Annotated in this window: 19 protein-coding genes; 8 read left to right on the top strand and 11 right to left on the bottom strand. The window is 66.3% G+C overall.

Going from position 1 to position 18,989, the window contains the following annotated elements; all coding sequences use genetic code 11:
• Positions 1-52 precede the first annotated feature (52 nt).
• The 3 genes from leuS to holA are packed head-to-tail and all read left to right on the top strand — an operon-like array spanning position 53 to position 4,160.
• A complete protein-coding gene (gene leuS / locus ACQY72_RS10195; RefSeq protein ID WP_428153384.1) occupies positions 53-2,632 on the top strand; it encodes a leucine--tRNA ligase in 2,580 nt (859 codons plus the stop codon).
• Entirely contained in the window at positions 2,632-3,111 is a 480-nt protein-coding gene (lptE, locus tag ACQY72_RS10190; RefSeq protein ID WP_428153383.1) for an LPS assembly lipoprotein LptE, read from the top strand. The genes leuS and lptE overlap by 1 nt, the downstream gene beginning before the upstream one ends.
• Positions 3,108-4,160 (top strand): DNA polymerase III subunit delta, encoded by a 1,053-nt coding sequence (holA, locus tag ACQY72_RS10185; protein ID WP_428153382.1) that lies wholly within the window; start codon positions 3,108-3,110, stop codon positions 4,158-4,160. Before lptE ends, holA begins: the two co-directional genes overlap by 4 nt.
• 160 nt (positions 4,161-4,320) lie before the next feature.
• Here the strand turns inward: holA and ACQY72_RS10180 are convergent, their stop codons facing one another.
• From ACQY72_RS10180 to hemE, 11 genes are all read right to left on the bottom strand, one after another.
• Positions 4,321-4,503, bottom strand: a complete 183-nt coding sequence (locus tag ACQY72_RS10180; RefSeq protein ID WP_135194327.1) for a hypothetical protein — start codon at positions 4,501-4,503, stop codon at positions 4,321-4,323.
• Positions 4,504-4,529: 26 nt separating this feature from the next.
• Positions 4,530-5,420: a ParB/RepB/Spo0J family partition protein gene (locus ACQY72_RS10175; RefSeq protein ID WP_428153380.1), complete on the bottom strand. Its 891-nt coding sequence runs from the start codon at positions 5,418-5,420 to the stop codon at positions 4,530-4,532.
• 25 nt (positions 5,421-5,445) lie between these two features.
• The gene (locus tag ACQY72_RS10170) at positions 5,446-6,267 is read right to left on the bottom strand and encodes a ParA family protein (protein WP_135194325.1); all 822 of its coding nucleotides are present in this window, start codon (positions 6,265-6,267) and stop codon (positions 5,446-5,448) included.
• Positions 6,248-6,880, bottom strand: a complete 633-nt coding sequence (gene rsmG, locus ACQY72_RS10165; protein ID WP_428153379.1) for a 16S rRNA (guanine(527)-N(7))-methyltransferase RsmG — start codon at positions 6,878-6,880, stop codon at positions 6,248-6,250. The genes ACQY72_RS10170 and rsmG overlap by 20 nt, the downstream gene beginning before the upstream one ends.
• Entirely contained in the window at positions 6,880-8,760 is a 1,881-nt protein-coding gene (gene mnmG / locus ACQY72_RS10160; RefSeq protein ID WP_428153378.1) for a tRNA uridine-5-carboxymethylaminomethyl(34) synthesis enzyme MnmG, read from the bottom strand. The genes rsmG and mnmG overlap by 1 nt, the downstream gene beginning before the upstream one ends.
• Before the next feature lie 82 nt (positions 8,761-8,842).
• On the bottom strand, positions 8,843-10,150 hold the full coding sequence (gene mnmE, locus ACQY72_RS10155) for a tRNA uridine-5-carboxymethylaminomethyl(34) synthesis GTPase MnmE (RefSeq protein WP_428153377.1): 1,308 nt from the start codon (positions 10,148-10,150) through the stop codon (positions 8,843-8,845).
• Between the two features lie 143 nt (positions 10,151-10,293).
• Positions 10,294-10,521 (bottom strand): DUF6489 family protein, encoded by a 228-nt coding sequence (locus tag ACQY72_RS10150; protein ID WP_428153376.1) that lies wholly within the window; start codon positions 10,519-10,521, stop codon positions 10,294-10,296.
• 40 nt (positions 10,522-10,561) lie between these two features.
• Positions 10,562-11,995, bottom strand: a complete 1,434-nt coding sequence (rho, locus tag ACQY72_RS10145) for a transcription termination factor Rho (RefSeq protein ID WP_346497039.1) — start codon at positions 11,993-11,995, stop codon at positions 10,562-10,564.
• A gap of 206 nt (positions 11,996-12,201) precedes the next feature.
• The gene (locus ACQY72_RS10140) at positions 12,202-12,669 is read right to left on the bottom strand and encodes a CopD family protein (protein ID WP_428153375.1); all 468 of its coding nucleotides are present in this window, start codon (positions 12,667-12,669) and stop codon (positions 12,202-12,204) included.
• On the bottom strand, positions 12,666-13,727 hold the full coding sequence (gene hemH / locus ACQY72_RS10135) for a ferrochelatase (protein ID WP_428153374.1): 1,062 nt from the start codon (positions 13,725-13,727) through the stop codon (positions 12,666-12,668). Before hemH ends, ACQY72_RS10140 begins: the two co-directional genes overlap by 4 nt.
• Complete coding sequence (hemE, locus tag ACQY72_RS10130; RefSeq protein ID WP_428153373.1) at positions 13,724-14,782, bottom strand: uroporphyrinogen decarboxylase; 1,059 nt, start codon at positions 14,780-14,782, stop codon at positions 13,724-13,726. The genes hemH and hemE overlap by 4 nt, the downstream gene beginning before the upstream one ends.
• Positions 14,783-15,232: 450 nt before the next feature.
• On the opposite strand from hemE, the gene ACQY72_RS10125 reads away from it, so the two are divergent.
• From ACQY72_RS10125 to dnaQ, 5 genes are read left to right on the top strand one after another with little or no spacing between them, the layout of a single operon-like run.
• Positions 15,233-16,102 carry a pyruvate, water dikinase regulatory protein gene (locus tag ACQY72_RS10125; RefSeq protein ID WP_428153372.1) on the top strand — a complete coding sequence of 290 codons (870 nt, stop codon included), beginning with the start codon at positions 15,233-15,235 and terminating at the stop codon, positions 16,100-16,102.
• A complete protein-coding gene (locus ACQY72_RS10120) occupies positions 16,102-16,737 on the top strand; it encodes a Maf family protein (RefSeq protein WP_428153371.1) in 636 nt (211 codons plus the stop codon). The genes ACQY72_RS10125 and ACQY72_RS10120 overlap by 1 nt, the downstream gene beginning before the upstream one ends.
• Positions 16,734-17,564: a shikimate dehydrogenase family protein gene (locus tag ACQY72_RS10115; RefSeq protein WP_428153370.1), complete on the top strand. Its 831-nt coding sequence runs from the start codon at positions 16,734-16,736 to the stop codon at positions 17,562-17,564. The genes ACQY72_RS10120 and ACQY72_RS10115 overlap by 4 nt, the downstream gene beginning before the upstream one ends.
• The gene (gene coaE / locus ACQY72_RS10110) at positions 17,561-18,193 is read left to right on the top strand and encodes a dephospho-CoA kinase (RefSeq protein ID WP_428153369.1); all 633 of its coding nucleotides are present in this window, start codon (positions 17,561-17,563) and stop codon (positions 18,191-18,193) included. Before ACQY72_RS10115 ends, coaE begins: the two co-directional genes overlap by 4 nt.
• 24 nt (positions 18,194-18,217) lie before the next feature.
• Complete coding sequence (dnaQ, locus tag ACQY72_RS10105) at positions 18,218-18,940, top strand: DNA polymerase III subunit epsilon (protein ID WP_428153367.1); 723 nt, start codon at positions 18,218-18,220, stop codon at positions 18,938-18,940.
• The last annotated feature ends 49 nt before the right edge of the window (positions 18,941-18,989 follow it).

The raw sequence follows: 18,989 nt of genomic DNA, 5'->3' as shown, positions 1-18,989 counted from the left end.
GGGCTAGTTGAGCCGGGAGGGCGTCAGCGCCCTTCTGACTTTCAGGACGACCGTGGCCCGTTACGAACCCAAGACCGCCGAACCTCGCCAACAGGCCCGCTGGGCCGAGGCCTCCGCCTTCGTGACGAAGGATACCGGCCGTCCGAAATACTATGTGCTGGAGATGTTCCCCTATCCGTCGGGCAACATCCACATGGGCCACGCCCGCAACTATGTGATGGGCGACGTCGTGGCGCGGTCCAAGCGCGCGCAAGGCTTCGACGTTCTGCACCCCATGGGCTGGGACGCCTTCGGCATGCCGGCCGAGAACGCGGCCATGGAGCGCGGCATCCACCCGAAGGGCTGGACCTACGACAACATCGCCCAGATGCGCGAGCAGCTCAAGCTGCTGGGCCTGTCGCTGGACTGGTCGCGCGAGTTCGCCACCTGTGATCCCGAATACTACGGCAAGCAGCAGGCCTGGTTTCTGGAGCTGTATCGGCGCGGTCTGGTCTATCGCAAGGACGGGGTCGTCAACTGGGACCCAGTCGACAACACCGTCCTGGCCAACGAACAGGTCATCGACGGGCGCGGCTGGCGTTCGGGCGCGGTGGTCGAGAAGCGCAAGCTGAACCAGTGGTTCCTGCGCATCACCGATTATGCCGACGACCTCATCGACGGTCTGAAGACCCTGGACCGTTGGCCAGAGAAGGTCCGGCTGATGCAGGAGAACTGGATTGGCAAGTCCAAGGGCGCGACCCTGTGGTGGCCCATCGCCGAGGCTCCCGATTTCCTGCCGGCCTCGCCAGAGGGCGAGCCGAACCACGCCCGCGACCCCATCGAGGTCTATACCACCCGCCCCGACACCCTTTTCGGCGCCAGCTTCCTGGCCTTGGCGCCCGACCACCCCCTGACCAAGGCCATCGCCGAACACCGGCCGGACGTAGCGGACTTCATCAAGGCCTGCGCCCAGACCGGCACCAGCGAAGCCGACATCGAAAAGGCCGAGAAGCTCGGCGTCGATCTGGGCGTCCGCGTCCGTCACCCCTTCGATCCGGACAAGACCCTGCCCGTCTGGGCCGCCAACTTCGTACTGTCCACCTATGGCTCAGGCGCCATTTTCGGCTGCCCCGCCCACGACCAGCGCGACCTCGACTTCGCCCGCAAATACGACCTGCCGGTTACGCCGGTGGTCAAGCCGGACGACGTCGAGACCATCGAGATTGGGACAGAAGCCTACGTCGGCCCCGGCCGGATTTTCAACTCCGACTTCCTGGACGGGCTGGACGTCGAGGCCGCCAAGGCCGCCGCCATCGCCAAGGTCGAGGCCGCCGGCCAGGGCCGGGCTGAGACCATCTATCGGCTGCGCGACTGGGGCGTTTCGCGTCAGCGCTACTGGGGATGCCCCATCCCGATCATCCACTGCCCGTCCTGCGGGCCGGTTGAGGTTCCCGCCGACCAGCTGCCGGTGGTCCTGCCCGACGACGTGACCTTCGACGTGCCCGGCAACCCGCTGGATCGCCACGCGACCTGGAAGCACGTCAAATGCCCGTCGTGCGGCGCGGACGCCACGCGCGAGACCGACACGCTCGACACCTTCGTCGACTCCAGCTGGTATTTCGCCCGCTTCACCGACCCGACGGCCGAGGCGCCGATCGACAAGGCCGCCGCCGACCGCTGGCTGGCGGTGGATCAGTATATCGGCGGCGTCGAACACGCAGTCCTGCACCTGCTCTACGCCCGCTTCATCACCCGGGCCCTGTCCGACGCCGGCATGCTGTCGGTGAAGGAGCCGTTCGCCGGCCTGTTCACCCAGGGCATGGTGGTCCACGAGACCTATCGTCGTGAGAACGGCCAGTGGGTCGAGCCGACCGACGTGGATCTGAGCAATGACAATGGCGTCCGTTCCGCCCGCCAGCTGTCGACCGGTGAAACCCTGATCATCGGCGACATCGAGAAGATGTCCAAGTCCAAGAAGAACGTCGTCGCCCCGGCCGAAATCCTGGAATCGCATGGCGTGGACGCCGGCCGTCTGTTCGTCCTGTCCGACAGCCCGCCCGAACGCGACGTGCAATGGACCCCCGGCGGCGTCGAGGGCGCCAGCCGCTTCGTCCAGCGCGCCTGGACCCTGTTTGATGCGTACGATCCCACCTTCGCCGGCGAGGACAAGGCCAACGCCGACCTACTGCGTGAGACGCACAAGGCCATCAAGGCCGTGTCCGAGGGCGTCGAGGGCTTCCGCTTCAACTCGGCCATCGCCAAGCTCTACGCCTTCGTCGCCACCATCCGCGACAACGCCCAGGCCGGCGGCGACGCCAAGCGGCAGGCCCTGTCCGCTCTGGCCCGCCTGATCGCCCCCTTCACCCCGCACCTGGCCGAAGAATCCTGGACCCGGCTGGGCGAAGAAGGGATGGTTCTGGACGCGCCGTGGCCCGTGTGGGACGCTGCGCTCGCGGCCGACGACGAGGTGGTCCTGCCCATCCAGATCAACGGCAAGCGTCGCGCGGAAATCCGCGTGCCGCGCGGCATGGAGCCCGCCGAGGTCGAGGCCATCGTCCTGGCCGACGAGACAGTGCAGGCGCGGTTGGAGGGTCTGAGTGTGAAGAAGATCGTCGTGGTCAAGGACCGCATCGTCAATCTGGTGGCCGGCTGATGCGTATCGCGGCGACCTTTGCGGTCCTGTCCGCCCTGGCGGTGTCCGCCTGCGGCTTCACCCCCATGTACGCCGAACCGGCCGTGGGATCATCCCTGCGCCGCATCGCCGTCACGACCCAGGACGATCGGCTGGGCTATCGCCTGCGCGAACAGCTGGAGGACGCCTTGGCCTGGGATCGGTCCGCCACGCCGCTTTATCGCCTGACAACCCAGGTCGAGCAGAACCGCCGCTCGCTGGGTCGCCGGATCGACGACACCGCGACCCGCTATGAACTGACGGTCAAGGCGACCTGGACCCTGACCCCCGCCGCCGGCGGAACGCCCGTCAGTGGGACCGAGACGGTCACCACCACCTACGCCGCCGCCGACCAGCCCTATGCCGCCATCGCCGCGCAGCAGGACGGCGAGGAGCGCGCCGCCTCCGAACTGGCCCGGCTGATCCGTCTCGACCTCATGCAGGCGTTGTCGAACCCGTGATCTTGGCCAAACGCCCCGAGATCGATCGCTTTCTGAAGGCGCCCGATCCGGCGATCCGGGCGGCGGTGATCCACGGCAAGGACCGGTCCGGCGTCGCCGAACGGGCCGAGGTGTTGTGCCGGACCGTCACCCCCGACCTGAACGACCCCTTCAACGTCACCGTCCTGACCGACAGCGACATCGACGGTGATGAGACGAAGCTGGAAGAGGCCCTGACGGCCATGTCCCTGATGGGCGGCCGTCGTCTGGTGCGGATCCGTCTATCCATGCTGAAGCCGGGCGTCGACAAGGCCGTCGCCGCCGCGCTCAAGATTCACGCCGAGGGCGGATACAATCCTGACGCCATGATGGTGGTCGAGGCCGATCAGCTGGGTCGCGAGTCCGCCCTGCGAAAGACCGCCGAAAAGGAAAACGGCGCGGTCGGCATCGTCTGTTACGAGGACGAGACCGGCGATGTCGCCCGCATGGTCCGCGAGGCCCTGGCCGCCGACAAGGTCGGCCTGACGTCCGACGCCCTGGACCGTTTCGTCGCCCGACTGCCGCGCGAGCGGGGTTTGATGCGCCAAGAGATCGAGCGCCTGGCCCTGTTCATCGGTCCCGGCTCGGGCAAGACGCTGGATATGGACGCGCTGGAGCATCATCTGGGCGTCGAGCCCGACGCCTCCCTGTCCGACGCCGCGCTTCAAGCCTTCGGCGCCCGACCCGGCCCGGCGCAAGCGGGTCTGAGGCGCGCCTTCGCCGAGGGGGAGTCCTCGGTTCTGGCTGTACGTTCGGCCGCCATGCATCTGGGAAAACTACGCCGGATCAATATCCTGCAGGCTAACGGTGCAAACGCCAAGGAGGCCGCAAAGGCCGCCGGCGTCTTCTGGAAACAGGAGGCTGAAATGCTGCGTCAGGCGCGATCCTGGCGGCTCGAAGCGCTAGACGAGGTGCTGGACAGCATCAACACGGCCGACGTGGCCACCAAGACGACCGGAATGCCAGATCAACTGATCGCCGAACGCCTGCTTCTGGAAATCGCCGGGCGGGCACGCCGGCTGGGGCTCTGAACCCGTTGTCTCCTCCCCATTTCATGGGGAGGTGGCGCGGCGCTTCTTTAGCGCCGTGACGGAGGGGCTAGCACCGCATCACTGTCGCCTGTGGGGCTTCAAGAGCCCCTCCACCACGCTACGCGCGGTCGCCCTCCCCACGAGTGGGGAGGAGAAGTCATCACCCCCGCTTCGAAGCCTTGCGGAACGCGGGCTGCGCCATGGCGACGTTGCGCGCGGAAACGCTCTTCTCTTCGGCCTTGGCGCCGGCTTGGGCGTTGAAGCCGTGGCCCGCCTTGGCCTTCTTGGCGGCGAGCGCCTGTTTCAGCTTTTCGGCGGCGGTAGGTGTGTTGTCTTCGGTCATGCGTCCATCCTAGCACATCCGGCCGGTCAACCTCGCATCAAACGGCGGCACAGATCGTCCAGCTGCTCCAGCGAGCCATAACGGATGGTCAGATCACCCTTGCCGCCCTTGTCCGCCAGTTGAACCTTCAGGCCCAAGGCGTCGGCCAGATCCTGTTGAAGCGCAACGACATCGGCCGCCCCCTCTCCGCCCGAGGACGCGGATGCGGACCTGACTTTGACCGGCTTTGGGCCCTCGACCGCACGGCGGGCCAAGGCCTCGGTCTCGCGCACGCTCAGGCCGTCGACGAAGGCGATGTCCGCCAGTTGGCCCGGATCCGGCGTGTTGATCAGAGCCCGCGCATGGCCGGCCGACAGCTTGCCTTCACGCACATAGAACAGCACCCGCTCGGGCAGTTGCAGCAGGCGCATGGTGTTGGCCACGTGACTGCGGCTCTTGCCGACGACGCCCGCCACCGCATCCTGGGTCCGGCCGAACCGCTCCATCAGGACGCGGTAAGCCTCCGCCTCCTCCAGCGGGTTCAGGTCGGCGCGCTGCACGTTCTCGACGATGGCGACCTCGAACACCTCTACGTCGTCCATCTCGTGGATGACGATCGGCACCTCGGTCAGGCGCGCCGCCTGAGACGCGCGCCAGCGGCGTTCGCCGGCGATGATCTGCCAGACGCCGTCTTCCCCCGGATGGGTCCGCACCAGGATCGGCTGCAACACGCCCTTGTCTCGGATCGAGGCGGTCAGTTCCTCCAGATCCTCCTGGCGGAAGGTCTTGCGCGGCTGATCGGGGTTGGGCTTCAGGCTCTCGATCGGCACGCGTTGCACGCCGGCCGGCACGGGCGCGTCAGATGCCACGGGCGCCTCGGCGTCCTGCCCCATCAATGCCGACAGGCCGCGGCCCAGACCTCTTTGTCGTTCAGCCAAGATACTGTTCCGTTTCCAATAAAACTCAGGCGGCCAGCTTCAGGCGCTGACGTTCGCGCTTCACCACTTCCTTGGCCAGACGCAGATAGGCCTGGCTGCCGGCGCATTTCAGATCATAGATCAGGGCCGGCTTGCCGAACGACGGCGCCTCTGCGACGCGGACGTTACGCGGAATTACGCTCTCATAGACCTTGTCGCCGAAGTGGGCGCGAACGTCATTGGCCACCTGCCCCGACAGGGCGCTGCGACGATCATACATCGTCAGGACCAGGCCCTGGATTTCCAGCGACGGATTGAGGCTGTGCTTGACCATGTCGATGGTCCGCATCAACTGGCTCAGCCCCTCCAGGGCGAAGAACTCGCACTGAAGCGGCACTAGCACCGCATCCGCCGCCGCCATCGCGTTCAGCGTCAGCAGGTTCAGAGACGGCGGGCAGTCGATCAGTACATAGTCATACGCGGTAGGGCCGTCGTCATGCGCCCGCAGCGCGTCGCGCAGTCGATAGGATCGACGATCGGCCTGGCTCAGTTCGATTTCCACCCCCGACATGTCGGCGTCGGCTGGCACGATCCAAAGACCGGGGACCGTCGTCTGGACCGCCGCATCGTCGACCGACCGTTGATCCACGACTACGTCGTATATGGTGACCCGGCGTGTTTCACGTGGAACACCCAGGCCGGTGGAGGCATTGCCCTGCGGATCCATGTCCACGATCAGCACGCGCTCGCCAATGGCGGCCAGGGCGGTTCCCAGGTTGATGGCCGTCGTGGTCTTGCCCACCCCACCCTTCTGGTTCGACACCGCCAGGACGCGGGCAGGTCTCTTTCTAGCGCTTTGTGCTGGCACGTCGGAGACTCCGGATTGTCACGATACGGCCGCGAGCGTCGCTTTGCGACGGGGCCAGTTCAGCTTCGAAATGCCAGGATTTCCGCGCCTCGATCAACTCGGATTCGGCCCTCTCCCCCTTGAGGAACAGGCCTTGTGCACCCCTTTGGAAGTAGGGCTGTGCATAACCCAGCAGTTTCTCCATCGGCGCGACTGCACGCGCGGTGACGACGTCGCATGTCACCTGCTGTTCCTCAGCCCGGCCGATAATGACGGTCGCCGGCAGATCCAGCGCATCCGCGACCTCCTGCAGGAACCGGCATCGCTTGCCCAGACTGTCGATCAGCCAGACATGCGCCCCTTCTCGTCCCTTCATCAGGATCGCCAGCACCACGCCCGGAAACCCGGCCCCTGCCCCTAGGTCGGCCCAGGTCCGCGCCTCGGGCGCATGCGTCAACAGCTGCGCACTGTCCCAGACGTGTCGGTTCCAGAAGTCTGGCAGGCTGTCGGGACCGACCAGGTTCATCACCGAGTTGGCGTCGCCGAGACGAACACGAAAAGCCTCAAGGTCCGCCATCTGCTGGGGCGTCGCCCCGGCCTTGGCCTGAAAGGCGGCCTTCTCCGTTTCGAGCATCAGGCGGCGACCGAGGCTTTGGGCGACTTCTTCGCGTGGGCCAGCAGGGCCGTCAGGGCGCCGGGCGTCATACCCTCGATCCGCCCGGCCTGACCCAGGGTGCGAGGCTGGACCCGCGCCAGCTTCTCCTTCACCTCGTTGGACAGACCACCGATGGCGGCATAGTCGAGATCGGCGGGCAGGATCATCCCCTCCTCCGTCCGCAAGGCCTCGGCGTCGAGCGCCTGTCGGTCGAGGTAGTTGGCATATCCTGCGTCAATCTCGACCTGTTCGCGAACTTCGGTGCTCCATTCCGCTATGACCGGATAGGCAGCAACGAAATGATCCAGCGTCACATCAGGGAAGGCAAGCAGTTCCCGCATTGACCGACGACGTCCGTCCGCATTAACGGCGATCTGCAGCACGGCCGCTTCATTGGGCGTAAACAGCGTTTCACGTGAAACGGCGCTCGCCTTGGCCAGCTCCGCCGCCTTGGCTTCGAACCGCGTCCGACGCCTGTCGCCCACGATCCCCAGTTCAATCGCCAGCGGGGTCAGGCGCTGATCGGCATTATCGGAACGCAGGGTCAGACGATACTCCGCCCGACTGGTGAACATGCGATAGGGCTCGGTCACCCCTCGCGTCACCAGATCGTCGATCATCACGCCGATATAGGCCTGGTCGCGTCCAAGCACGACCGCCTCCTGTCCCGCCGCAGCACGGGCCGCGTTCAGCCCCGCCATCAGCCCTTGGGCCGCCGCCTCCTCATATCCAGTCGTGCCGTTGATCTGGCCGGCCAGATAGAGACCTGGCCGCTTCTTGACCTCCAGAGCGGGGCTCAGCTCGCGCGGATCGACATAGTCGTATTCGATGGCATAGCCGTAGCGGAACACCTCCACGGCTTCGAGACCAGGGATGGTGCGCAGGAAGGCCAGCTGGGTCGGTTCGGAGACCGATGTCGAGATCCCGTTCGGATAGACGGTCGGATCGTCCAGGCCCTCGGGTTCGAGGAAGATCTGGTGGCTGGTCTTGTCGGCGAACCGCACCACCTTGTCCTCGATCGACGGGCAATAGCGCGGCCCCCTGCCCGACAGCTTGCCGCCATAGACGGCGCTCTCGCCGAGGTTTTCGGCGATGATCCTGTGGGTCTCTTGCGTCGTGTGGGTCACCCCGCAAGCGATCTGGGGCACCGTGATCGTGTCGGTCAGGAAGGAAAACGCCGACGGGGTCTCGTCCGCCTGCTGCATCTCCAACCGATCCCAGGCGATGGTGCGCCCATCCAGCCGCGCGGGCGTGCCGGTCTTCAGCCGTCCCATCATCAGATCGGCGGCATGCAGGTCGGCAGCCAGGCCGGTGGACGGGTCCTCGCCGTGGCGACCGGCAGGAATGCGCTCGTCCCCACGATGGATGACGCCGTTCAGGAAGGTGCCCGTCGTCAGGACAACCGCCCCGGCCCGCACCGTCTCGCCGGCCCCCGTCATCACCCCGACCACACGGTCCCGGTCCAGGATCAGGCTCTCGGCCGTGCCCGCCATCAGGGTCAGGTTTGGCGTCGCCTTCAGTTCGGCCTGCATGGCTTCACGATACAGACGCCGGTCGATCTGGCTGCGAGGACCGCGCACAGCGGCGCCCTTGGACCTGTTCAATAGACGGAACTGAATGCCCGACACGTCCGCCAGCCGCCCCATGATCCCGTCCATGGCGTCGATCTCGCGCACCAGGTGCCCCTTGCCCAGACCGCCGATGGCCGGGTTGCACGACATCTCGCCGATGGTTTCCAGCTTCTGGGTCAGAAGAACCGTGCGCGCGCCCGCACGCGCAGAGGCCGCAGCGGCCTCACAGCCGGCGTGGCCGCCGCCGATGATGACGACGTCGAAAAGAAGACCGGTGGGAGAACTCATGCGGGGCACATAGTCCAATTAGTTCGACTTCGCCACCTTCAGCCCTGGACAGACCGCCGATGTTTCACGTGGAACACCGGTATTACTTTCCGATGCAAAATGTCGAGAAAACCTGACCGAGTATGTCCTCGACTCCAATAGCGCCGGTGACACGCGACAAAGCATCGGCCGCCCGGCGCAGATCGTCACCCGCCATTTCTGGTGCAATATCCAAAGCGCCTCGCGCAGCCGTCACCGCCGACAGCGACTCGGTCAGTCTCAGCCGGTGACGCTCACGCGTTATTGCGGGAAAATCTGCACCTGCCAGATCGGTGGACAGTCGGGCGGCGATCCAGTCATGAAGCGCTGGCAAACCCTGCCCGTTTTTAGTGCTGACCGACAAAACTTCCAAACCGCTTGTCGCATTCACGTCGCCAAGATCAGACTTGTTGGCGACCACCAGGTCGCCCGGTCGAGCATAGTCGGCCGCCACCCCATCGGGATCACCGGGCGCGCGAACCCACAGACGCAAATCCGCCTGTTCTGCCCGAAGGCGAGCGCGACGAACGCCCTCGGCCTCGACAGGATCGTCGCTTTCTCTCAATCCCGCCGTGTCCGACAGGGTCACGGCATAACCGCCGATCACCAGGTCGGCGTCCAGCACGTCGCGGGTGGTGCCGGCGATCGGCGTCACGATGGCCGCCTCTCGTGCGACCAAGGCGTTGAACAGCGACGACTTGCCGGCGTTCGTCTCACCGATCAGGACGATGCGATAGCCGTCCCGCACCCGCTCGCCCCGTCGCCCGGTATCGACGGCACGGCGCAGATCGTCGGCGAGACCATCCAGCACCGGCCCTGCGGTGCGCGCCAGATTGTCCGGCACCTCTTCGTCGGGGAAGTCGATCTCCGCCTCGACCAGAGCGAGGGCGTGAAGAAGGTCGCGGCGGAAACCGGCGTAGGTATCGCTGAGCTTTCCATCCAGCTGCCCCAGGGCCTGCCTGGCCTGGGCGCTGGTCTCGGCGTCGATCAGGTCGGCGACCGCCTCAGCCTGGGCCAGGTCCATGCGGCCGTTCTGGAAGGCGCGGCGGGTGAACTCGCCGGGTTCGGCCGGACGAACGCCGAGCGCGATCAAGGCGCGGCTGGCGGCCTCGACCACGGCGCGACCGCCGTGCAGATGCAGTTCGGCGGCGTCCTCGCCGGTGTAGGAGTTCGGAGCCACAAAGCGCAGGACCAGGGCCTGGTCGATGTGTTGTCCGGCATGGGTCAGGTTTCGGACCGACGCCAGGCGCGGCTTGAGGCGGCCGGTGCCGAGGGCGGTCAGGGTCGGTTCGACGGCCGGCCCCGACAAACGGATGACGGCGATGGCCCCGCGGCCGGGCGGCGTGGCCAGGGCGAAAATGGTGTCGGTCATTGTCTCCTCCCTGGCGCGAAGCGATGGGGAGGTGGCGCGCCGCGTCAGCGGCGTGACGGAGGGGCCACCAGCGGTGGATGCGGACACAGCCCCTCCACCCCTTCGGGGTCCCCCTCCCCATTCCATGGGGAGGAGAGGCGTGGTCATGGTTTGACGGCCGCTTCCATAAGACGGCGGAACTGGTCCTGAGCCTGAAGGCCGAAACTGGTCCAGGTCTTCATCAGCTCTTCGGGCTGCATGGCGGCGACATTGGTCTCCATCCGCTTCTGCATCTCGGCGACCATCGCGTCGTTGAGCGGCGTGACATCGGGCAGCCCCAGGAAGGCCCGCGCCTCCGCCGGGGTGCACTCCACTTCGACATTGACCTTCATCGCACCGTCTCCTGTTTCACGTGAAACGTCCGAAGACGGATCAGGTGTTCATCGACTGGAAGAAGTCCGAGTTGTTCTTCGACTGACGCAGTTTGTCGAGCAGGAATTCGATCGCGTCCTGCGGACCCATAGGGTTCAGGATGCGGCGCAGGACATAGGTCTTGGCCAGTTGATCCTTCGGCGTGATCAGGTCTTCCTTGCGGGTGCCGGACTTGAGCACATCGATGGCGGGGAAGATGCGCTTGTCGGCGACCTTGCGGTCCAGCACGATTTCCGAGTTGCCGGTGCCCTTGAACTCTTCGAAGATCACCTCGTCCATGCGGCTGCCAGTGTCGATCAGGGCCGTGGCGATGATGGTCAGCGACCCGCCCTGCTCCACATTCCGCGCGGCGCCGAAGAAGCGTTTGGGCCGTTGCAAGGCGTTGGCGTCGACGCCCCCGGTCAGCACCTTGCCCGACGACGGGACGGTAGCGTTGTAGGCGCGACCCAGGCGGGTGATGGAGTCCAGCAGGATCACCACGTCCTTCTTGTGCTCGACCAGGCGCTTGGCCTTTTCGATCACCATTTCGGCGACGGCGACGTGGCGCGTTGCCGGTTCGTCGAAGGTCGAGGCCACGACCTCGCCCTTCACGGTTCGCTGCATGTCGGTCACTTCTTCCGGCCGTTCGTCGATCAGCAGGACGATCAGGATGACTTCCGGGTGGTTCTTCTCGATCGACTTGGCGATGTTCTGCAGCATCACCGTCTTGCCGACGCGCGGCGGCGCCACGATCAGGCAGCGCTGGCCCTTGCCGAGGGGAGCGACGATGTCGATGACCCGGCCCGAACGATCCTTCAGCGTCGGATCCTGGATTTCCATGTTCAGCCGCTCCTCGGGATAGAGGGGCGTCAGGTTGTCGAACAGGACCTTGGTCTTGACCATCTCGGGGTCTTCGAGATTGATCGTGTCGACCTTGAGAAGGGCGAAATAGCGCTCGCCTTCGCGCGGCGCCCGCACGGCGCCGTGGACGGTGTCGCCCGAGCGCAGGCCAAAGCGACGGATCTGCGACGGCGACACATAGACATCGTCCGGACCAGGCAGATAGTTGGCGTCCGAACTGCGCAGGAAGCCGAACCCGTCGGGCAGGATTTCCAGCACGCCGTCGGCGATGATCTCGACTTCCTCGTCGGCCAAGGCCTTGAGGATGGCGAACAGCAGGTCCTGTTTGCGCAGGTTCGAGGCGTTCTCGACCTCCAGCTGTTCGGCGAAGGCTACCAGGTCGGCCGGCGTCTTCTCGTTCAGTTCGGCCAGGGTGATCCGGCCGTTGGCGACGACGGGTTCGCCGTCGTCATCGTCATCGGCCGTGGTGTCCACGCCGGAATCGGCGCCTGCGACTTCACCGGCTTCATGCTCGGCGCCGTGATGGGTCGGGGCTTGCGCCTCCACCGCTTCGTTTTCAGGCGTGTCGGGATTGGTGTCGCGGACGTCGGTCATGATGCAGGCTCGCGAGCGCACACGGCCAAGCGGCTGCGGCGCGGGTCTCTGAAAATGTCTGGCCGTAAGGCCGAAGGGAGGCGCGACGGGCTCCCGCTGGCTCAAGGCCTGCAGGCGTCACGAAAAGAGAGGGACCGCCGACGCAGACGCCGAACGGTTCGCCGCCAGCGGAACCACAGGCGGCGGGTCAGGTCAAGCGGAGCCGCTTAACCGAACGTCCACTCCGTCGTCACCGACAGCACCATGACGATGGCCAGGACGAAGGGAACCTCATTGGTCATGCGCCAGAACTTGCCGGAGTATTTCGACGTCCCTGCCGCGATCTTCTTCCTCTGCGCCGAAAGGAAACCATGCCAGCCGCTGAGCAGGAAGACGCCGGACAGTTTGGCGATCATCCACGGCTCGGCCAGAAAGCCCGCGCCGCGCGCGGAGACATCGATGTGGATCAGCCACAGCCCGAACGCCCAGGACAGGATCATAGCCGGGTTCAGGATGATGCGCAGCAGCCGCGTCTGCCACAGGCGCAGCAGGCCCTGCATCTCGCCTTTCAACGGCTCGGGCTTGGACTGCTGTTCGGCGTCATAGGCATAGAGGCGCGGCAGGAACAACAGCCCCGCCATCCAGGCGATGACGGCAAGGATGTGCAGGCCACGCGCCAGGTCGTAGGTATTCATGCCGCCTGTCTCCCGTTGCGATACGGACAGGCCTTCCAGTCCGCCTTGCAGCCTTGACCGAACGGCGCGACGCCCGTGCGGGACAGGGCGCTGACCGCCGCATCGGCCAAGGCGTCGATGAACAGGGGTTCGATCCCGACCGCCGGCGCCCGCAGATAGGGACTGGCCCCTTTTTCATGGGCCAGTTCGCCGTATTCGATATCCAGCTCTACCAGGGTCTCGATATGTTCGGACACGAAGGCGATGGGGGTTATGACCACGCCAACGCCGTCCCTGGCCGCCTGTTCGATGGCCTCGGGCGTCGAGGGGCCCAACCATTTCATCGGCCCCACGCGGCTCTGGTAGCAGATGGCGTGGTCGATCGGTCCGCGCCGCGCCTCGATGGCGGCGACCACGGCGGCGACCGTCGTCTCGATCTGCTCCTGATAGGGATCGCCCTTGCCGGTCACGAGCTTCTCGGGGATGCCGTGGGCGGAGAACAGCACGCGCACCGACTGGCCCACCGCCTCGTCCAGCTTCTCGCCGATGGCCTGGGCCTGGGCCTCGACCCAACCCGCCGCGGCCGGATAGCAGCAGACGGCGCGGCTGACGCCCGAGCCGCTGTAGGTCGCGTTCCAGGCCTTGAGCGAAGACTGCGTCGTCGTGGTCGAGAACTGCGGATACAGCGGCAGCAGCACTACTTCGTCCGGCCCGAAGGCGGCGACCTCGGCCGCCGTCTCCTCGGTCAGCGGGTTCCAGTAACGCATGGCGATGAAGACCCGCACCGTGTCGCCCGACAACCGGGCGTTCAGCACCGTCTCCAGCGCCCCGGCCTGGCGACGGGTTTCCGGCAGCAGGGGCGATCCCCCGCCCATCAGGGCGTAATTGGCCTGGGCGCTGGTCTCGCGTCGGCTGGAAATCAGCTTGGCCAGCGGCGTACGCACGATCCCCGGCAGGCCGATGATGGCCGGGTCGCTGAACAGGTTGAACAGAAACGGCTTGACCGAAGCCTGGTCGTCAGGCCCGCCCAGATTGAACAGCACCACCGCGATACGGCGGCCTTGGGTCGCTTGCGTCATTGGGCGCCGATCCGTTTCAGAACCTGTTCGACGTGATCGATCGGCACGTCTGGCAGGATGCCGTGTCCCAGGTTGAAGATCCACGGCCCCTGCCCCCAGGCCTCCATCAGCTGATCCACGCGGCGATCCAGCAGGTCGCCGCCGGCGCGCAGCAGCAGGGGGTCCAGCGCGCCCTGGATCGGCTTGATCTCCTGCACCCGTTTGCCGACTTCCAGCGGGCAGGCGGTGTCCAGGGCGACGGCGTCGACCTCGACCTCCTGCGCATACCGCTCTGCAAGCGCCGCAGAGCCCCGTGGGAAGCCGATCAGGGGCACGGTGACACCCAGCTCCCGCGTGCGCTTCACAAGCGCCTGGTGGGGCTTCAGGACAAGTCTTTCGAACAGATCGTCCGGCAGTCCCTCGGCCCAGCTCTCGAAGATCTTCAGAACCTGGGCGCCGGCGTCGGCCTGCATCTTCAGATACCGCGCCGTGGCCTCGACCAGAACCTCCAGCGTCTCGTCCACCCGCCTGGGGTCGGCATAGGCGTAGGTCCGGGCCTGGGCGCGTTCGCCCTTGCCGATGGTGCGGTGCTCGCCGTCCAGCATATAGGTCGCGACCGTCCAGGGCGCCCCGGCGAACCCGATCAGGGCGCGCTCGGGCTCCAGCGCCGCGCGCACGATCGACAAGGTCTCGCCCACGGCCGACAGATGCTCGCCCGCCGCCGGCGCCAGTTCCGCCATCCGGCCGGGAATGGGCATTTCGCCGAGCCTTGGCCCCTCGCCCGTCTCGAACCAGACATCCTGGCCCAGTGCGCGGGGGATCAACAGGATGTCGGCGAACACGATGGCCGCATCAAAGCCGAACCGTCGCATCGGCTGCAGCGTCGCCTCGGCCGCCATTTCGGGATTCAGGCAGAAGGCGATGAAGTCCGGCGCCTCGGACCTCAGCTTGCGATACTCGGGCAGGTACCGTCCCGCCTGACGCATGAACCAGACCGGCGGACGATCCAGCGTCTCCCCTCGGAGAGCCCGGATCATTAGGGGCGTCTGATCAGCGTTCTGGGTCGGATCGGTCATGCCGGACGATTAAGGTCACAGCCCCCCGCTCTCAATCCCTAATCAGATTAAGAATTAAAAGATTCGAAGTGGCAGGTAGGGCGGTGGAATGGCGGGGATGACTTCAGGACAGCCGGCGGAACAAAAGCGGATATCCACGTCCGGCGTATCCTTAACGGGGACGCCATGGGCGACAATCCCGGCGGTGGACAATCCCTAACGAAACCTTAACAGGTAAGGGTTTGCGGGGACTTGCGCCTGTGAGCACGGTTAAGCGGCGTTAACCCTTCGTTAGGATTTTCCACAGCGATGGAGAAACCGGTTTTCCGCCTTGGGATGATCCGCCCTCGGATGGGGACCGCCATCCACCTTCATCCCCGCTCGCGGGCCGAGCGAGGAGGGGCTAAGGAAAACGGCGCCCCGACGGTCCAACGCCGTCCCCTTACTTTCAACAGGGAGACAGACAGTCTCATGAGCCCAGCGAGACCTTCGGGACCGGCCCGTCTGGCCACCTATTTCCATGTGCATCTGGTGTCGGATTCCACCGGCGAGACGCTGAACGCCATGGCCAAGGCGGTAACGGCGCGCTTCGACGGCGTCATCCCCATCGAGCACATCTACGCCCTGGTCCGATCGGACAAGCAGATGGACCGGGTGCTTCAGGAGGTGGAGGCTGCGCCGGGCGTCGTGCTGCACACCTTGGTGGACCGGGACCTGCGCGAACAACTGGAGGAAGGCTGCCGCCGTCTGGACATGCCCCAGATCGGGGCGCTGGATCCCTTGGTCGGCGCCATGTCGCGCTATCTGGGCGCCGCCCTGTCCACGCGCGTCGGCGCCCAACACGCTCTGGACCACGACTATTTCAACCGGATCGCGGCGCTGGATTTCGCCATGGCCTATGATGATGGTCAGGGGTCGCTGGACCAGCTGGAGGGCGCGGATGTCGTGCTGTGCGGGGTCAGCCGAACGTCCAAGACCCCGACCTGCATCTATCTGGCTCATCGGGGCATCCGGGCGGCGAATGTGCCGCTGGTGCCGGGCCAAGAGGACGGCGAGCGGCTGACGAAGCTGAAGAAGCCGTTGGTGATCGGCCTGACGGTCTCTCCCGACCGGCTGGTGCAGATCCGCCGCAACCGGATCGACAATCTGAACGCCAACCAGTCGTCCAACTACACCGACCAGGACGCCGTTCGCGACGAGACGATCAAGGCGCGACGGGCCTTCGAACGCCGCGGCTGGCCGACCATCGACGTGACCCGCCGTTCGGTCGAGGAAACGGCAGCCGCGATCACCAACCTGCTCAGCGAGCATCGCAACCACAAGATCGGGACGACCTGGTAATGGGTGAGCTCTCTGATGCGCTACCGCCCTACGGGCTGCTTGAGCGCGAAAGTCTGATCCTGGTGTCCAAGAGCGCCGCCCGTCGCGCCATGCTGGAAAACGCCGGCGTCGCCTTTGAGGTGCGCGTCGCCAACGTGGACGAAGACGCGATCAAGGCCGTGTCCGGCGATCTGGACGCGGCGGCCCTGGCGGTGCGTCTGGCCGAGGCCAAGGCTCTGGCTGTCTCGCGCGACGACGAAACCGTCTGGGTGCTGGGCTCGGACCAGACCCTCGCCTTCGACGACGGACTGGTTTCCAAGGCCAAGTCTCTGGACGCCGCGCGTTCGCGGCTGAAGTCCATGCGCGGCAAGTCGCACCAGCTTCATTCCGGCGCCGCCCTGGCGACCAAGGGGCAGATCGTCTGGTCCGGCGTCGATACGGTCGAGATGCGGATGCGGGATTTCTCCGACGCCTTCCTCGACGCCTATCTGGCGGCGGAGGGCGAGGCCCTGCTGTCCTGCGTCGGCTCCTATCGGCTGGAGGGTGTGGGGTCGCAGCTGTTCGAGGCGGTGGACGGCGACTATTTCACCGTCCTGGGCCTGCCCCTGTGGCCTGTTCTGGCCGAACTGCGGCGGGCGGGAGTGATCGCGGCATGAGCACGCACCGCATAACGGGCGCCGCCATGGTCGCCGGGATCGCTGGCAATCCGGTGGCCCATTCGCTCAGCCCGGTAATCCACAACGCCTGGCTGGCGGCGGGCGACATCGACGGGGCCTATGTCCCCTTCGCCCCCACCGATGCAGCCGGGTTCGAGGCTTTGGTCGCTGCCGGACGTGCGGGCCTGATCATGGGCCTGAACGTCACCGCGCCCTTCAAGGAACAGGCCTTCGCCCTGGCCGATACGGCGACGCCGGCGGCGCGGCTGACATCCTCGGCCAATATCCTGACGTTCGACGACGGCCGGGTATCGGCCGACAGCTCCGACGGGATCGGCCTGATGCGGGGCTTGAGGGAACAGGCGCCGGATCTGGACGTCGCCGGCCGGCCGGTGGTCATGCTGGGCGCCGGCGGTGCAGCGCGCGCGGGGTCGGGGGCGCTGGTCGAGGCCGGAGCAGAGGTTCGCATCGTCAACCGCTCGCCGGAACGGGCTCAGGCTCTGGCGGCCGATCTTGGTCCGTCCGTACGGGTCATGGCGGCGTCGGACGCCTTCGATGGCGCGGCCCTGATCATCAATGCGCTCAGTGTGTCGCCACAGATCGATTTCGACTGGATCGCACCGGGCACGGTGGTGATGGACATGACCTACAAGCCGCTGGCAACCCCCTTCCTGACGGCGGCGCGGGCGCGCGGATTGCCGACAGTGGATGGTCTGGCCATGCTGATCGGCCAGGCGACGCCGTCGTTCGAGGCCCTGTTTCGTCGCCCTCCTCCGCCGCTGGACCTGCGCGCCCTGTTGATGCGCCATTTGGGCGAGACGGCATGATCCTGCTCGGTCTCACCGGCTCCATCGGCATGGGCAAGTCGACGACGACGGCCATGTTCGCCGATCTGGGCGCGGTCGTCTGGAGCGCCGACGACGCGGTGCATCGCCTCTATGCCCGTGGCGGCGCGGCGGTTGAGCCCGTGGGAGAGGCCTTCCCCGGCGTGGTCGTCAACGGCGCCGTGGACCGAACCCGCCTGGCCGAGGTGCTGGGCCGCGACGAGACCGCCTTTCGTCGGCTGGAAACCATCGTCCATCCGCTGGTCGCCCTGGGCCGGGCGGAGGATCTTGAGGCGGCGCGTGCTGTGGGTACCCGGCTGGCGGTCCTCGACATCCCTCTGCTGTTCGAGACCGGGGGCGACAAGGCCGTCGACGCCGTGGTGGTCGTCACCGCCGATCCCGCGATCCAGGCCGAGCGTGTCCTGGCCCGTCCCGGCATGACGCGCGAACGGTTCGACGCCATCCTCGCCCGCCAGATGCCGGACGCCGAAAAGCGCGCCCGCGCGGATTTCGTGATCGACACCGGCCGGGGCCTCGACGCGGCGCGAGCGCACGTGGAGGTGATCGTCGCCACCGTCCTGCAGCCGTCGTGGATATCTCCCCGGCGAGGGCCCGCCGCTCTTTCGCGCTGAGGCGAATGTCTCCATTAAGGGGACATGGCGCGCGAAATCGTTCTGGATACCGAGACCACCGGCTTCGACCCCAAAACGGGCGATCGACTGATCGAGGTCGGCTGTATCGAGATCCAGGATCTGCTGCCGACCGGCCGCACCTTCCACCGCTTCGTCAATCCCGAGCGGTTGATCCCGCCCGATGCGATCCGGGTCCACGGCATCACCGACGACAAGGTCAAGGATGCGCCCAAGTTCGCCGAGATCGCGGACGACCTGATCGAATTCATCGGCGACGCGCAGATGATCGCGCACAACGCGGCCTTCGACCGCAACTTCATCGACCATGAGTACAAGCTGTGCGGCCGGCCGATCACGGGCGAGGCGCGCTGGATCGACACGCTGAAATTGGCCCAGACCCGGTTTCCGGGCATGCCCAACTCGCTGGACGCCCTGTGCAAACGCTACAAGGTGTCGCTGGTCGAACGGACACTGCACGGCGCCCTGATCGACGCCCGCCTGCTGGCCGAGGTCTATCTGGAGCTGCGCGGCGGCAAGGAGCGGGTGCTGGACCTGTCGTCCGGCCCGGTCGGCCGCGGTCCCGGCGGCGCGCTGGAAATCGCCGCCTATGGCCAGCGCCCCCGTCCGCTCCCGCTGCGCTCCACGCCCGAGGAACAGGCGGCCCACGTCGCCTTCCTGGCCAAGGCGCTGAAGGATCGCTCGCTGTGGGAGGCCTATGGCCTGCCGGCGCAGGAAGACGCGGCCTGATTTCTACGAGGCTAAACCCCTCGCGCTCAAGTCGTGAGCGACCGCGTCG

It is taken from the genome of Brevundimonas sp. (genome assembly GCF_965279155.1).
In the GTDB taxonomy this organism is placed as follows: Bacteria; Pseudomonadota; Alphaproteobacteria; order Caulobacterales; family Caulobacteraceae; genus Brevundimonas.
Note: the sequence above shows the minus strand (reverse complement) of the source record. Positions and strands in the feature narration are given on the sequence as shown.